Raw genomic sequence first — 14,620 nt, 5'->3', positions numbered from 1 at the left:
GCGGCTTCAGGGAGCTCATTGGCGGATCAGACAGAAGACCCCTCTACCAGCCTCTCTGGGTGGCTTTTACGGTCTGTTGTCAGGTGTGTTTCTCTACTCCGCTGAGATGGCTTAATTCCACCTGTTGTTACGCCACTTTGTTTGCATAAATACTGGCTGATACAAGCATCCCATTTCCATCGCTTCGACATTATGTGGATGGGTCGCCATTCAGTTTACAATGGTGCGATCAATCGATAGAGCGCACGCATGATTTACTTCTTTACTGGCGCAGGCATGGCTGCTGATTCGGGTTTGCCAACATTTCGTGCGAGTGATGGCCTGTGGGAACAGCACGATATCAATTTAGTCTGCAATTTCGATCGCTATCGCCTCGACACGAATGTCCGTCAGCTAACGCGTGAATTCTACAATGCTCGGAAACTTCAATACGGCGATGCACAACCCCATGCCGGTTACGCTGCTATTGCACAATTGCAGCAGAAAACGCCAGTCACGGTCATCACCACCAATATTGATTTACTGCATGAAAAAGCGGGAACTCAAGACGTTATCCACCTGCATGGGCAGGTGGATCAAATGTCCTGTGCCACCTGTTTGCATTACTGGCACATTGGCGATGAGGCATTCCAACCAGATGATTGCCCCGCCTGCGGTAGTGGCATCACTAAACCGGGCATTGTCTTTTTTGGTGAGCCAGCCCCTCAATACGAAACACTCTATCAAATTGCCAACGATTTAACTGAGGATGATATTTTTGTCGTCGTTGGCACTAGCCTGAATGTTGTCGACCCGATTCATCTAATCCGCTCAATGCAACGACTGCCGCGTATCGTGATGATCGACCCCAATATTCCCAATTCTGCACGTCAATATGGTGCGGAGTGTATTGCTGCACCAGCGCTACAGGGTGTTTGTGATTGGATCGCCACTTTGGATGCCAATCAAGATTGATGGAGCCTCACAGGCTAATGCATTTACTGATCTAGGCTGATGGTACGTTCGACCTAAGTTGCAGAGCTTGGGCTGAACTCAAAAATGAAAGGCAGCAAACTGATGGTTTGCTGCCTTTCATTTATAGATGCGGAACTTCAGCTCCTCGGCCAACGCAGACCTTTTTAAAATCAAAATGTACTCTCAACAAGCTTTAATATGGGCACCATCAGGTCCGACAGTTGGACAGCAAAAGACCCAGCCGTCAGTCAGAGCCATCATACATGCGGATCATCAGCCGACCCACCCAGCGGGATCGAGGATAATCGATAGCACACGTCGCTACCGCTTTGAGTCAATGCCCATGCAACAATCTTCGCAGGTAGGATTGTTATGTCGTGCTTGTCCGCATGCAGCGCAGTTAGATTAACCGAAGCAACGGCAAGAGGTCGTCAGTAAAGCCAGATCGCACTAGAGCCATTGAGTAGCAACCAACAAATGCTTTCATGGCGTACTGCCGCAACCAGTACCACCAAGCTAGCGTGTTTCTATATGGAGCCCGTGGATATCAAGCAATGTATAGTCAAAACCTGCTGCATACAGATGTTCGGCTAGCTTAATCGCAATACGTTGCAACTGACCGTCGTGCTTGGCGTAAACGATCAGAAAGGTAGCCATGATTTAATTTGGGTTTGATCAGAGCAATGGTCTGACTGATTGACAAGCCCCCTAGAGCCATAAGCAGGATCAAGCTCATCTGGTGATACTTAAAGGGTTTTGTGTGCAAAAGAGAGAAGCAGAACGCTTTTCTTTGATTTTGTTAAATTTTGATGTCAGTATTTTGACATTTGAATATTCAAGCAGGGTTAAGTCAATGAAAAAATTGTCTAGTTATGTCATTGCAGCCTTAAGTATATCGCTGCTTTTTATGGTGCCAGTTCACGCTGTAGAGCCTACGGTTTGGCAAGCGAATGCAACTTATGCAGCAGGTAGCCAAGTGCGTTATGACGGCCAAATTTATCGCGCTTTACAAGGGCATACCGCCAATAGTGATTGGAATCCGATCGCTACCCCTGCGCTATGGCAACGCGCTGATGCAGCGATTGCTTGCGCGCCATGGCAGGAAGGCGTGAGCTATCAGCTCAAAGACCGTGTTTCTTTTGCAGGCAAATATTATCAAGCATTGCAAGCCCATACTGCGTACAGCGGTAGCAACTGGACGCCAAATGTGACGCCTGCATTGTGGGTGAATCTCACACAATGCGATGGTGCGCCGCCGATGACGGGCGGTGAGGTGATTAACGGCATTTCGCTACCACCCGATCCGGGCGCGGCTGGAAAGAAAACACTGGCGGGTATTGACAGCGATCAGGACGGCGTTCGTGATGATATTCAGCGATTTTTGGCTAAAGAAGTGGGGCAAAACCCGGTGCTCTATAAACGCGCATTGCAAATGGCACGGGATGCGCAGCAGTCTTTATTTGTAGCTGACACTAATGACAGAGAAAAAGCACGAGCAGTCGCTAACCGTTGGGATATTGCCAAACAGTGCTTTAATGAAATAAATGGGTATAAAAAAGAAAACTATATTAAAGATATTACATTTAAAAAGCAATTTGTGGCCTTTATTGCCAACACCCCTGAGCGCATGGGGAGCTATATGCGATACGACGAAATGTTGGGTGGCATGGTCTTTAAAATCCACAATAACGTAATTTGCGAATGAGAGTTAGCGATGAAAAGAATAATTTATATACTTGCATTTCTAACCCCAATCACTACCAATGCAGAAATTAGTCTATGTGATACTTTGCCAAAAATTTTCCACATCAATGGAATTACAACAGAAAGAGACAGTGCTATTGAAAGTGCAAATCAGTTAAAACAATTAACAAAAGAAAAAAACGGAGACGCTATCGAAACCAATCTAGCCTACAACCACACAAATGGATTCTTTGCTGATATTCAACAAACATTTTATCAGCTGAAAATGCAAGACCCTAATACCCAAGATGAGAAAATTGCTGAAGCGCTATTGGGATCAATTCCACCAGATATGAATATGCAGGTTGCCGAAGCGGCTAAGAAATATTATCTGGAAAAGCAGGAACTAGCAGCATTGGCTCAGCTTACAATTGACGAACAGTCTGAGATTATTCAAGATATAAAATCAAACATTCAGGCTGGCGTTAAAGTTCTGTTGGTGCCACATTCACAAGGTAATTTATTCGCAAATAGCACATACACGCGATTGACCTCAAATGAGGGCGTAAAGCCTGAAGATATTAAAATATTTGGCGTAGCTTCTCCTGCGGATCGAGTGTTAGGCAACGGAGCTTATTTGACGTCAAAGAGTGATGTTGTAATTCAAAGCTTGGCAAAAATTCCTTTTCTTAATGTATTACCACGGCAGTTGAATCTACCTATATCTGGTGCAGATCCGTTGGGTCATGGTTTTAAAGAAATTTATTTAAACGGCGCCATGGCAGGGCGCGATGCTGTGTGGACGGGGATAGAACAGCAAATCTTCGCACTCAATCAATCACCAAACCCACTATATCAAGGTAAGGTGTATGAGCGAGCGCCAATTATTATGTCTTTCTATGGGGTTAATTATGACCAAGCAGAGTGGATAAATTCAGGCTGGGGTCCACAAAATGCAGCTAATGGGCTTCCTCATATTATTGCGCAAAATAACGAATATCGTGAGATTATAGATAGTAAATCAAATTATAAATCTATTTTTAGTACTGTTGAATCGGTTTTTAATGAAGATAGAACTATTAATTTTAATAGATCAATTATGTGTAATAATTACCCTTTGCCTGATGGTGCTAAAATTAATTCTGGTACTTATGAAGTACGTGCTGATTTTCGGCGATTGTCACGAATTGGTTCTCCTAATAGTTTGATTGACATTCCAAGTGGATTTTCTATCCAAGTTCAAGGTCGTTTTCATAATTATCAATTTAGAGTTAGCCAATTACGGAGATCTCCATTAGATGACTTTATGTCTCTCGCTACTGGGTCAATAGATCATCCGGAAACGGCATTTAGCGGTGGTACAATGAATTATATTTTAGGTTTTGTTCAAGTATCTCAGGATCTAGACACAGGACGGTATAGTGTTATTTGGCAACCGACTTCTGAACTGGAGGCTAGTAAAGTCATTCAATAGGTCGTAGTAAAGCAGAAACGATCCTTTGCGCAACGCCCTCCCCTGTCACGATGGAATAAGGGTTTGCACGTTGCGTATTCCTATTGCAGAATCCAATAAAATGGCAACAGGAATACGCAATCATGTACATCCGTCACGCCCGCGTTTCAACGCAAGAGGCTCCTCTTGCTGCAACTATTGTAGAAGAGAAGTCTAAGCTAAATCATCAGGTTCGCAGGTAATTCCCCCATAAATTAACAGCGATTTGAAGTAGTATTTTTTAAAATTTCAGATCGCTTGAGTGGCTGCATTGGCCGAGGAGCTAGCGCTCACGACATAATTTGAGCGTCTGCAATCAAGGTCATTACAGGCGTTCGCTAGCCCAAAATTGTTGTGCCTCAGCGTCTGTTGTTGGCCGACTGCTACCTGTTGGTTAGTTTAAACCCGTCAATCAAAGTGAGCTGCAATCCAAGTTTGGCTCTGGCTAAATTGGTAAGCTGGTTGGCGACGTTCGATGAGTTTGGGTGGATGAATTGAATAAGATTCCGTACTCCGACCGCTTGCCGTCACCAGGCGCGGCAAGTTAAAAATCAAAGTGGGCTAGTAGTCCACTCAATGGTTTGTTGTTCCAGTAAAAAAACTGCACTATGCCTGAATCACGCTTTCCATTCTGGTGATATCCGCCCGCGATAGGCCTTGGGCTGCCGCGACAGCGCGCCAATCCTTTATTACGGCCTGCACCTCCGCCAGAATTTGCTGGGCTTGGCCTTGCGTAAGTCGGTAGAACTCCGCCGTTTCCATCGCGACTGCAATATTTGGGTCTGCATCGAAGGCATCGATGGCCAATGCATGCATTGACTTGGCCACATTAGGGTTCATGTCGAAGGCAGGAGACAACCGCCAGCCCGAATGTTCTCGAATGAATCCGTGATTTCGCATATGGTCATCTCGGTTTCCGACCATAATATTGAACACAACTCGGCGAAACAGTTGCTCTAAGTCCTCATCGACATGGCCAGCAGCCCCCTGGTCGGAAATAAACTCGACCAAGTCTAAGTAGCTCGCGCCGTCTTCCCCATCTTTCCGGCCCAGCAGCGTCATCGCCGAGGCATACATACGCCGACCTGTATCGTGGCGGTCAAATCGTTTTGAGCAAAATGTGCCGTATTTACTGCCTAAGTACAGCAATTTTGAGCAAGGCACTATGATGCCCGCCTGTTTGGCTAGCTGGTGGGTCATGTACTCCCAACCTCCCACATCATACCGGTCGTCTTTAGCGGGAAATTTAGCTAACCACAACGAATCATCGGTTTCAGTGAAGTTGGCTTTCGGCCGGGCTCCGCCCAATGAGGTGCCAGGTGCAATCAGCATTGCTAACCATTGCTCGTATTCGGGCAGAGCTTCGGCGCCATCGTCTTCTAGCCGACGGCTAATGTCCGCCAGCTCATTCAGGCTTGTTGCGGGTGGCGCTGAGTTTTCGCTATTGTCCAGAAAATGACCACCTGGCTCACAAAACCGCAATGCGCCCATGCGGGTGTGGTCGAATACACCCAACAAAAAATCAATGTCGGTGAGCGCCCGCATTCTTCGAGCTTCCGCCTTAGCCTGCTTGACTTCTCGCCGTTCCATCAGCACCCTACCCCAGCGGTCAGGGGCTGAGTCCAAGAAGATACCGAATGCCACGCTACCAGCCGGGGGATGCTGCTCACCTCGCCAGAGTTCTAGGCGAGGGTCCAGCGCGAACTTTTGGGGGTGCTTTAACCATTCCGATTCGTACTCGAACGCGGTAGGCGCCCCAGTCACGGTAGTATTCCAGTACATGGTGCCGACATGCTGCCGTTCACCAAGTTCTGGGGCATCCAAATGGACCTCTATTGCTCTTCTGTTTTTAACAGCTTTAGCCATTCTTAGCCCTAGATAGCGTTCTGGTCGAGCGTGACATAGGGAGCGCTTGGTCTTGCAGCTTGCGCCCTAGCTCATCATCTTTCGCTACTGCGTCGATATCCGCGTCCAAATTGAGTACGCGCAAAGCTCGGAGATAGGTGCCCATCGCAATGGTGGGGTCTCCTTTCTCAAGCCGTCTCAACGTCTCGCGAGAGACCCCCATTCGCTCCGCAAACAGCTCTGTTGTTAGGTTTCTTCTGAGCCGAGCAAGGCGCATACGCTCACCTAGCGATTCAAGCTGTTTGAGGGCTGCTGGAAAAATAGGGAGGGTTTTTTTAGCCATAATACACATAGATTGGGCAAAATTGGCTTAATTGTCAAATATATGTGGAATTTGGCGGTTTAGCTGCTAATTGGTTGCCATATATATTGGGCTTAAACGTTGCTATTGACCAATATATGTGGCATCTAAGTGGCGGCTAGAGAGAATGTGGTGCTAAATGGTGAGGTCTCAAAACCTAAGTGGGCTAGTAGCCCACTTCACCGATGTCGCTCAACGCGGCCATCTCTGGATTGAAGTTCTTCTTCGATATCACGCTGGGCCATGTCGAATTGATGGCTAAAATGTTGGCGCCGATGATTTTTTGACCCATATGCCTACATCCAGCTGACCCAGCCAAAATATGTCTTTTTCAATCAGCTTCAATAACTTGCTGCGTAATACCGTGGGTCAAGCAAACCTCAGCAGCTAGGTCAAAATCGCATCTGCGCGAGCATCAAATGACACAAGTCGGTCTTTTAATTGGAGCACACAGTTAACGGCCAATCATCGTGCACAACGGAGAATAATCGTTATAATGATGATTAACCAATCTAATCATCGTTATATTATGAGTCGACAACCTGGAAAACTTGATCCCTCTTCTTCGAAAGCATTGCAAGAACTAGGTGATCGCCTCCGAATACTGCGGATCTTACGCAATGATACGATTGGCCAGATGGCTGAGCGACTGCAGTGTTCACCGGCCACCTATGCTGCCCTTGAAAAAGGAGTACCAACCAGTCAAATCGGCCTGCTGGTCAAGGCAATGACTGTGTTGGGCGTCGTTGATAGTCTAGCTATGCTGGCACCGGTTTCCGTCGAGCTAATGGTGGCCAATCCGGCCGTACGTAAGCGTGTACGCAGCGTTAAACGCTCGCTACCCACCGACTCGGAGCTTGATTTTTGATGAGCAACGCCTTGATTGAGCTAAAGCTTGGCTTGTATATGCACAAAGCCACTTCGCCAACCGCTGCAGCCTTGCTGAAGGTTGAGCGCTTTGGCGTGATGGAAAGCGGCACGCTCAGTTATGGGCGTCAGTTTATTAACAACCAGAATATGCGGTTTCATCCTGATCCTGCATTAGCCAAGCCCGTCAACCTGCTCAGTCCTCAGCGCATGCGCGATGGCGGTGCATTGCCTCCTTATTTGAAAGACGCTTTACCTGATTCATGGGGCAGGTTGGTATTAATGGCCGCGAATCCCGGTATAACACCAGATGACTATGTGGTGCTGTCCATGACGAATGAGTATCGAATTGGTGCCGTGGTCGTCATGGATAGTCCCTATCTGCCAAGCACCCAGCCACCGTTGTCGCTACAAGATCTCTATACAATGGCGATGGCTGTTCAGTATGGCCGAGACGTGCCCTTAGATGTGCGTCGTTTATTGACGCAAGGAGGCTCGCTCGGTGGCGCGCGTCCCAAAGCCAGTATTTATGATGATGGAGCGCTTTGGTTAGCTAAATTCCCACTCAGGGAAGATGCTTTTGACTACCAGATTGCGGAAGCTGGCACGTTAGAACTTGCTACCATGTGCGGCATTCAGGCAAGTACGGCTCGATGTGTTGTTCTTCACCATGCAACCGTCCTTATGACCAAACGCTTTGATCGCATCCCGTCACCCGACGGAGAGCAACGTATTCATTTCCTCAGTGCCGCTGGCCTGCTCAATGTCGATTACGAGTCTGGTCAAGGCACCTACGTTGAATTGGCTCATGCGATATCCCGCTTTGGTGCCGCGCCCAAAGAAGATTGTCGCGAGCTATTCCGCAGGATGATTTTTAACATTTTGATCGACAACACCGATGATCATGTCAAAAATCATGGTTTCTTGCATACTGGTGACAACAAATATCGCTTGGCGCCCGCGTATGACATCCATCCACAAGGCACGCATTTGCAGTACATGGGTATGCCTTTGGTGAATGACCTCACGACACCGAGCATTCGGCAGATTGTTGACGAAGCACATCACTTTCACCTCAATACCTTTGAGGCGGAATTAATCATCCTACAGTTAATCACGAAGATATCCGGCAATTGGCGCAAGGTGTTCACTCAAGCGGGAATGACGGATCAAGACATTCAATATTTAGCCAAAGTACTCAATCCGCTCCACGAACGCTGGCAGGCCATGCATGCTGAATTCATAGCCACTCCCGCCCAGAAGATCCTTGGTAAAGGTGAGCAGGGACGCTAACCCTTTGAAAAACTGCCGAGCAGACCGAAGCCAAGCGGATAAAAAGTTCATGCGCCATCCGAGTTACCCTCTGGTGCAATTGGCAACCCGCTAATCTGGAGGGCTCCATCAAGTGCATCGATGGCACGCAATACCGTTTCCAGTCTTCTGATCGGGTCTGCTGTTAAGCAGATGCAGAAAATCCTTCCCAACATGCGGATTTTTGCAAAATATAGCAAAGCGCACTTAAAATCCGCACGATTGGAAGGATTTGTTGCTAAGTGAAGTCTTTTGGTGAAAAATCCTCACAAACGCGAGGATTAATTGTGAAGATACCCATTGATAATGCATCTGCCATCGGCAAGATAGTGCGCGCCAGTCGTAAGGCGCAAAAGATTCGTCAAGATGATGCTGCGGGCAGTATCGGCGTGAGCGAAAACTTCCTGGGCAAGATCGAACGCGGCAGTGAGTCCGTACAATGGGGGAAGCTCTTTCAAGTGCTTGAGGGTTTGGGCGTCCAGGTCATTGTGGATGTGCCAGAGAATGTCGCCGCCAATTTGAATGAGTCCGCGAGCAACAAGGATAAACTATGAACAGCCGATCTTTGTGCGCATCAATCAATCAGACAAAAGTCGGCACCCTGCAAGAAGTTACTGGTCTCTGGAGTTTTCAGTACGCAGAAGACTGGCTGGAGAACCCTCAGCAGGCATGGTTGCTGATTCGGGATTGCTAAGGCCTAGGTGTTGATGCCGACGGTTGAAAGATGAAGGCCGCTAACCATCTGGTTGCGGCCTTCATCTTTGCGGCACCATAACTTGGCTACTCGGCCTGTCGTACCTACCGCAACCAGTCAAGCATGTTACACATCGCTTGCTAGTGGCTCGTTAGCTTCGTGTCTTGCTGTTGATGAGCCAGATCGTCAATCTTGCCACGCCAAAAAATCAAGCGGCCAGCAATCTACGTTCTAGCACCGACTGCATATCGCGGCGCCCATCTGCGATGAGGTAGATGATGACTTGATTGTTGATTACGCGATAAATTAATCGGTAGGGTTTAAACAAGGCCTGGCGGTATTCTTTGATCCCAAGGGCAAGCAGTTCTTTGGGGTAGCTGCCACGCTCCGGCAAGAGGGATAAGCTTTCCACCACCTCCATCAATTGATCCAACACATCGTTGGCATTACCTGGACTATCAAAATCAGCGATGTAATCGTAAATGGCCTCTAGGTCTTGCTCGGCACCCTCGGTGAGCAGGACTTCAAACTTGGGGGTCAAGTTGCGTCACGCTTTGCTCGTAGCCGAGCAACAACATCTGATACTGGTTTGACTTTACCAGCGGCTATATCTTGATTCCCAAGTGCCAAGATTTTCAGGAGCGCTAATGCTTCCTGTGTTGCTTCAAACGAAGCAACATCTTGTAGTACGGCTTTAGCTTCTCCGTTCTGGGTGATGACGAGTGGCTCTCGTTGCTCCGTGAGGGTTGCCAAGACTTCGGCGGCATTTGCCTTGAGGTAGCTAATTGGTTTTACTTGGGATGAGTAGCGCATGGCATTAACCCTAATCAATGTTTAGGACTAAATGTAGTCTTTTTAAAGACTTGTAGCAAGTCGTGGCGGCAAATGGAATTTTGTATCGAGATAGTGGATTGGGCCAAAAAGCATTCGTAGGTGACTCAATGATTTTTGCATTTAACTAAAGCAGTTGAGCCATAGACGTCACCCATTTCGTTTTGGATCTTACTGTTAGAAAGAGGCTAGCATTTCCTCGATAGCGCGCACGACACCATTCTCCGTGTTTGCGTCGGCGATGTACTTGGCACGCGCGAGCAATTGTGGGTGGGCGTTGGCCATTGCGAACGAGTGCTCTGCGCCATCGAGCATTTCGAGATCGTTCAGGTAGTCGCCAAACGCCGCGGTTTCGCTACGGCTGACCGCAAGTGCATTCTGAAGCGCGAGCAATCCCTTACCCTTATTGACGCCGGCGGCCATAATGTCGAGCCAGTTACTGCCCGATACGACGACCTGCAGCGAATCCGCAAACTGCCGCATATGCGGGTAGACATTATGCTCAGACGACTCGAAGTCGTAGATTGCGACTTTCAGGATTTCGTCATCGATAGCGTCGAAGCTCTCAACGAGTTCTAGACTTAGATAATACGGGGTCACCTGCTCGACGAAAGCCTCATCATGGCGCACGATGTAGGCGGCTCGCTTCCCACACAGTACGACACCAAAATCGGCTTTTTGCCGCTGAAGCGCCCCAGTGGCAGCCAAGATCGAGCGTACCGATTCCGCATCGAGACAAACCGAATAAAGTTCTTTTCCATCCAGAACGACATACGAACCGTTTTCTGCAATCACTGGTATGCCATTGCTAATCCCTGCGAACTGTTCACGGATCGTATGATATTGTCGGCCACTGGCAGGGCAGAATACTACGCCGAGTGCTTGAAGGCGCTTAACAAGCTCAGGGAAATCGGCAGGTAACCGCTTTGCTTCATCGAGCAGTGTGCCATCCAGGTCACAGGCAATCAGGCGTACGCCTTGCATCATTTCAATTCCTTATGGGGCAGCTGCGTGTATGGGTTGTCTAATTAGACAAAAATACCAGAGGGATGTCTTGTTCGGCTAGTCGTGTTTAACAGAGGGAAAGCGGCCGCCAAACTGCGAAGTGGTTCTAATGGTCGACTTCGAATAAATGGCCAGTGGCGGGGAGTTTGCGTTGAATCTGTTTTTCGGTCATTTGCATTTGTTCTGCCGGTAGGTGCTTGAGAAAAGCACGTGCCAGCTCTGGATTTTTGCAATCTAGCCACGCATCGTAGTCATGCTCGGGGATGATGACTAAGCCCCGTTTTTCGTCGTTGGGTTTGTGCATTCGTTTCATCAGCGGATGCTCATCAGCGTTAATCGTAATTTGCGTGAACGAATAACTCAGCAGCCCGTTTTCTTCTTCCCACGAGCGCCAAACACCCGCCACCGCAAAGGGTTCATCGCTGGCGAGGGTGATTTGATGGCGTACCGCTTTGCCTGATTCGTAGCAGGGCTCGAAAAAACCTAACATCGGCACAAGGCATAGTTGGCTGCTGCGCCATGCGCCGCGATAGCTTTTCAATTCGCCTATCGTTTCGGCCCGCGCATTCATCGTGCTGTAACGCGTGCCCTTGGGGAGTTTGCGCTGCGGTAAAAAACCGTAGTTAGCAACAATCGCTTGGCGTGCCATATCGCCCGCGACCAAGATGGGAGCTTGATAGTCTTGCCACACTTCAACAGGCCAATCCTCATCAGGTGGCGCAGCTTCAAAATGGCTCAACAAGGTTTGCTTCGGGATAGTTAAATAATTTACACACATCGCACAAATAAGAACGAACGTTCTATAATGGTCTGATTCCAGTTCAGATAAGGATACTGCGATGACGAGTTTTTTGCAGGGGCCATTTCCGGCTGACCCCCACCCAAAGGTGCATTACCTGCCGTGGATTGGTGAATCAGTGCCTGCCGGCTTTCCCTCTCCGGCGGCCGATTGGGTTGAAGATCGAGTCGATCTCAATCAGCACTTGATTAGCCATCCTGAGGCGACGTTTTACTTTACGGTGTCGGGCGATAGCATGGTCAGTCACCTTTCAGAGCGTACCATCCCCGATGGTGCAACCTTGGTGGTGGATCGGGCGGTTCAAGCTAAACACAATGACATTGTGGTGGCGGCGATTGATGGCGACTTTACCGTGAAGCGCCTATTCCAGCGCGGCAAGCATTTAGCCTTGGTCGCGGAAAACCCTGACTACCCACCGATTGTGCTCGGTGATGAGCAAGAGTTATCAGTCTGGGGCGTGGTGATTGCATGGATTGTGCGCCCTAAATGATTGCACTGATCGATGTAAACAACTTCTACGTGAGTTGCCAGCGGGTGTTCGAGCCCAAGCTAGAAGGCAAACCGATGGTCGTGCTGTCGAATAATGATGGCTGTGTAATTTCGCGCTCCGCTGAAGCCAAAGCGCTCGGCGTCAAAATGGGAGCGCCTTGGCATCAACTGCGTGAGTTTGCCCAAGAAACCGGCTTGATCGCCTACAGCAGCAACTATGCCTTGTATGCCGATATGAGTAATCGCGTAATGCGGGTGCTCGGCATGTTCAGCCCGCACCAGGAAGTGTATTCGATTGATGAATGCTTCTTAGGCCTAAACGGCATCGGCGGCGATCACACTGAGCTGGGGCAATCGATCAAACAAACCGTGATGCAATGGACGGGTTTACCCGTCTGCGTCGGCATTGCGCCGACCAAAACGCTCGCCAAACTGGCCAACCACATCGCAAAAAAGCGCACGAACTTTTCTGGTGTGTGTGAATGGGCCAAGTTCAGCGCAGCGCAGCAATTACAAATTATGAGTGAGATTGAAGTCGGCGAAGTTTGGGGTGTGGGGCGTAAAATCTCGCAGCGCTTAAACCAGCAAGGGATCTACAGTGCGGCTGATTTAGCCCAAGCCAATTCAGAGCAAATTCGTGCTCGCTATAGCGTGGTGCTGCAGCGTACGGTTGAAGAGCTCAATGGCCACCCCTGCATTCAGATTGAAGAAATGCAGCCGGATAAACAGCAGATCTTGTGCTCGCGCTCGTTTGGTCAGCCAATCTACACCGAACAACAATTGGCCGAGGCCATCAGCACTTATATCGCGCGTGCTGCTGAAAAACTGAGGATGCAAAAGTCGGTGGCTGCCAGCCTAAGTATCTTTATTCGTACCAATCCATTTCGACCGAAAGATCCGCAATACAGTCGGCACGTAATGCTGCCTTTATCTCAAGCCACTGACGACACCTTGAAACTCACCCAAGTCGCATTATGGATGTTGGCACGCATTTACCGACCGGGCTTTAGGTATGCTAAAGCAGGCGTGATGCTGAGCGATCTGCAACCCAATACCGCAATCCAAGGCCATCTGTTTTTGCAAACTGCAGATCCAATCAAACGAGCGGAACTCAATGCCACAATGGATGAGATTAATCGCCGCTGGGGTCGTGGCAGTATTCACCTCGCTAGCGCAGGCGCTAACCATGCTTGGAAAATGAAGCAAAACAGCCTGTCGCCATTTTGGACCACGAGATGGTCTGACCTACCTGTGGTGAAGTAATGGCTTACTTCGTACTTAACAAGCTTTTAGAGCGCGGCTCGAATATAAAAATACTGCTCGAATAACAACAAAAAGAACAACCATGCGTGTACTCAGTATTATCTTGAGCATCTGCTTAGTCTTTGTGCTCTTCTTCTGTGGGTACGTAGACCAGCAACTCCCCCACCTCACACCCGAAATAAGCGCACAGCTTATCAATATTATCAGTAACTGTGCTGTAGCCTTTTTGGCCCGCAATTTTCGATAAGGTCATCCGGTTTATCCCGCAAGACTCTGCGACTTCTACCAATGTAATGCGGCGATTTTCCTGGAACTCTTTCTCTGCCATGAGCTCCTTAACGCGGAATCTGAGCATATAAACCACCAAATGATCATAAATATTATCAAAAGATACTTGATTTACTCTTTTTGATGCTGTAGATTTTAATCACATGCTAATAATTATTATCATGTGATTAAAGAATAGATCAAAGGAGTATTCCATGTCTCATACCTATCTTACTACTGAGCAGCTCGCAGAGCGACTTCAATATAACGGCCGCACAATCCATAACAAGTTGGTTGATCCGTGCTTGATTGAGGGGCGGCATTATGTCCGATCATTTGGCCGGCGCAAAATGCTGTCCATTTGGAAGCGATTCACCAAACTCACCCTCGAAATGAACACAACGTGTTGGTCATCGTTCAGTCTTTTCATCGTCTGGGCCTGCGTCAGGGATGTACTCAAAGATGTCTTCAACTCGACACCCAAAATAGGCACACAACCTATTCATTGCATCCAGCTCAATTCGCACAGCCGTTTCTTCATACAGCAGAGTGATAGTCCCTCTATGCAGGCCTGTTGCGCGGGCCACATCAGCAACTCGAACTTTCTTTTCTCCCATTAACCGGGATAGGTGACAACGAATCATGTTGTTTAATCCTAAATAATTTCACCCTAAACGACATATTTTGCTTGACGACGACGTTTTGTGGCGTATTATGTTGCTCAGGACGACATAATTTACTAGAGATGAACTTTATTTT

Annotated in this window: 19 protein-coding genes; 9 read left to right on the top strand and 10 right to left on the bottom strand. The window is 48.3% G+C overall.

Annotation, left to right across the window (positions count from 1 at the left end; genetic code table 11):
* Nucleotides 1-249: 249 nt before the first annotated feature.
* Nucleotides 250-954 (top strand): SIR2 family NAD-dependent protein deacylase, encoded by a 705-nt coding sequence (locus GM173_RS08455; protein ID WP_203570943.1) that lies wholly within the window; start codon nt 250-252, stop codon nt 952-954.
* Between the two features lie 516 nt (nt 955-1,470).
* On the opposite strand, the gene GM173_RS08450 is transcribed toward GM173_RS08455, so the two are convergent.
* The gene (locus tag GM173_RS08450) at nt 1,471-1,611 is read right to left on the bottom strand and encodes a hypothetical protein (RefSeq protein WP_203570942.1); all 141 of its coding nucleotides are present in this window, start codon (nt 1,609-1,611) and stop codon (nt 1,471-1,473) included.
* Between the two features lie 196 nt (nt 1,612-1,807).
* Here GM173_RS08450 and GM173_RS08445 point away from each other — a divergent pair, with 196 nt between their 5' ends.
* Together GM173_RS08445 and GM173_RS08440 are read left to right on the top strand one after the other, a co-directional pair.
* Nucleotides 1,808-2,659 (top strand): carbohydrate-binding protein, encoded by an 852-nt coding sequence (locus GM173_RS08445; protein WP_203570941.1) that lies wholly within the window; start codon nt 1,808-1,810, stop codon nt 2,657-2,659.
* A gap of 9 nt (nt 2,660-2,668) precedes the next feature.
* Entirely contained in the window at nt 2,669-4,111 is a 1,443-nt protein-coding gene (locus tag GM173_RS08440) for a hypothetical protein (RefSeq protein WP_203570940.1), read from the top strand.
* 624 nt (nt 4,112-4,735) lie between these two features.
* On the opposite strand, the gene GM173_RS08435 is transcribed toward GM173_RS08440, so the two are convergent.
* The 3 genes from GM173_RS08435 to GM173_RS16205 all read right to left on the bottom strand — a co-directional run bounded on the left by GM173_RS08435 (nt 4,736) and on the right by GM173_RS16205 (nt 6,627).
* Nucleotides 4,736-5,995, bottom strand: coding sequence for a type II toxin-antitoxin system HipA family toxin (locus GM173_RS08435; protein WP_203570939.1), 1,260 nt, complete (start codon nt 5,993-5,995; stop codon nt 4,736-4,738).
* Nucleotides 5,988-6,317, bottom strand: a complete 330-nt coding sequence (locus GM173_RS08430) for a helix-turn-helix transcriptional regulator (RefSeq protein ID WP_203570938.1) — start codon at nt 6,315-6,317, stop codon at nt 5,988-5,990. Before GM173_RS08430 ends, GM173_RS08435 begins: the two co-directional genes overlap by 8 nt.
* 184 nt (nt 6,318-6,501) lie before the next feature.
* Nucleotides 6,502-6,627, bottom strand: coding sequence for a hypothetical protein (locus GM173_RS16205; RefSeq protein ID WP_275412342.1), 126 nt, complete (start codon nt 6,625-6,627; stop codon nt 6,502-6,504).
* Between the two features lie 237 nt (nt 6,628-6,864).
* On the opposite strand from GM173_RS16205, the gene GM173_RS08425 reads away from it, so the two are divergent.
* From GM173_RS08425 to GM173_RS08410, 4 genes are all read left to right on the top strand, one after another.
* Nucleotides 6,865-7,203 (top strand): helix-turn-helix domain-containing protein, encoded by a 339-nt coding sequence (locus tag GM173_RS08425; RefSeq protein ID WP_203570937.1) that lies wholly within the window; start codon nt 6,865-6,867, stop codon nt 7,201-7,203.
* Nucleotides 7,203-8,495, top strand: a complete 1,293-nt coding sequence (locus tag GM173_RS08420) for a type II toxin-antitoxin system HipA family toxin (RefSeq protein ID WP_203570936.1) — start codon at nt 7,203-7,205, stop codon at nt 8,493-8,495. The genes GM173_RS08425 and GM173_RS08420 overlap by 1 nt, the downstream gene beginning before the upstream one ends.
* Before the next feature lie 260 nt (nt 8,496-8,755).
* Nucleotides 8,756-9,067 carry a helix-turn-helix domain-containing protein gene (locus GM173_RS08415; protein WP_308439589.1) on the top strand — a complete coding sequence of 104 codons (312 nt, stop codon included), beginning with the start codon at nt 8,756-8,758 and terminating at the stop codon, nt 9,065-9,067.
* Nucleotides 9,064-9,207, top strand: coding sequence for a hypothetical protein (locus GM173_RS08410; protein ID WP_203570935.1), 144 nt, complete (start codon nt 9,064-9,066; stop codon nt 9,205-9,207). The genes GM173_RS08415 and GM173_RS08410 overlap by 4 nt, the downstream gene beginning before the upstream one ends.
* Nucleotides 9,208-9,415: 208 nt before the next feature.
* On the opposite strand, the gene GM173_RS08405 is transcribed toward GM173_RS08410, so the two are convergent.
* The 4 genes from GM173_RS08405 to GM173_RS08390 form a co-directional block, all read right to left on the bottom strand.
* The gene (locus GM173_RS08405; RefSeq protein WP_203570934.1) at nt 9,416-9,748 is read right to left on the bottom strand and encodes a type II toxin-antitoxin system RelE/ParE family toxin; all 333 of its coding nucleotides are present in this window, start codon (nt 9,746-9,748) and stop codon (nt 9,416-9,418) included.
* Nucleotides 9,745-10,020 carry a type II toxin-antitoxin system Phd/YefM family antitoxin gene (locus GM173_RS08400; protein ID WP_203570933.1) on the bottom strand — a complete coding sequence of 92 codons (276 nt, stop codon included), beginning with the start codon at nt 10,018-10,020 and terminating at the stop codon, nt 9,745-9,747. The genes GM173_RS08405 and GM173_RS08400 overlap by 4 nt, the downstream gene beginning before the upstream one ends.
* A gap of 195 nt (nt 10,021-10,215) precedes the next feature.
* On the bottom strand, nt 10,216-11,025 hold the full coding sequence (locus GM173_RS08395) for an HAD family hydrolase (protein WP_203570932.1): 810 nt from the start codon (nt 11,023-11,025) through the stop codon (nt 10,216-10,218).
* A 124-nt stretch (nt 11,026-11,149) separates the two neighbouring features.
* Nucleotides 11,150-11,821 carry an SOS response-associated peptidase gene (locus GM173_RS08390; RefSeq protein ID WP_203570931.1) on the bottom strand — a complete coding sequence of 224 codons (672 nt, stop codon included), beginning with the start codon at nt 11,819-11,821 and terminating at the stop codon, nt 11,150-11,152.
* Nucleotides 11,822-11,882: 61 nt separating this feature from the next.
* On the opposite strand from GM173_RS08390, the gene GM173_RS08385 reads away from it, so the two are divergent.
* Both GM173_RS08385 and GM173_RS08380 read left to right on the top strand, forming a co-directional pair.
* Nucleotides 11,883-12,332, top strand: coding sequence for a LexA family protein (locus GM173_RS08385; protein WP_203570930.1), 450 nt, complete (start codon nt 11,883-11,885; stop codon nt 12,330-12,332).
* On the top strand, nt 12,329-13,594 hold the full coding sequence (locus GM173_RS08380; protein WP_203570929.1) for a Y-family DNA polymerase: 1,266 nt from the start codon (nt 12,329-12,331) through the stop codon (nt 13,592-13,594). The genes GM173_RS08385 and GM173_RS08380 overlap by 4 nt, the downstream gene beginning before the upstream one ends.
* A 115-nt stretch (nt 13,595-13,709) precedes the next feature.
* Here GM173_RS08380 and GM173_RS08375 read toward each other — a convergent pair whose 3' ends face one another.
* Together GM173_RS08375 and GM173_RS16395 are read right to left on the bottom strand one after the other, a co-directional pair.
* Nucleotides 13,710-13,922: a helix-turn-helix domain-containing protein gene (locus GM173_RS08375; protein ID WP_203570928.1), complete on the bottom strand. Its 213-nt coding sequence runs from the start codon at nt 13,920-13,922 to the stop codon at nt 13,710-13,712.
* 349 nt (nt 13,923-14,271) lie between these two features.
* Nucleotides 14,272-14,505, bottom strand: coding sequence for a helix-turn-helix domain-containing protein (locus tag GM173_RS16395; RefSeq protein ID WP_203570927.1), 234 nt, complete (start codon nt 14,503-14,505; stop codon nt 14,272-14,274).
* Nucleotides 14,506-14,620 lie beyond the last annotated feature (115 nt).

Origin of the sequence: Deefgea chitinilytica (assembly GCF_016881405.1) — a bacterium.
GTDB classification, from domain to species: Bacteria; Pseudomonadota; Gammaproteobacteria; order Burkholderiales; family Chitinibacteraceae; genus Deefgea; species Deefgea chitinilytica.
The sequence above is the reverse complement of the archived record's forward strand: the minus strand, read 5'-3'. Positions and strand labels throughout refer to the sequence as shown.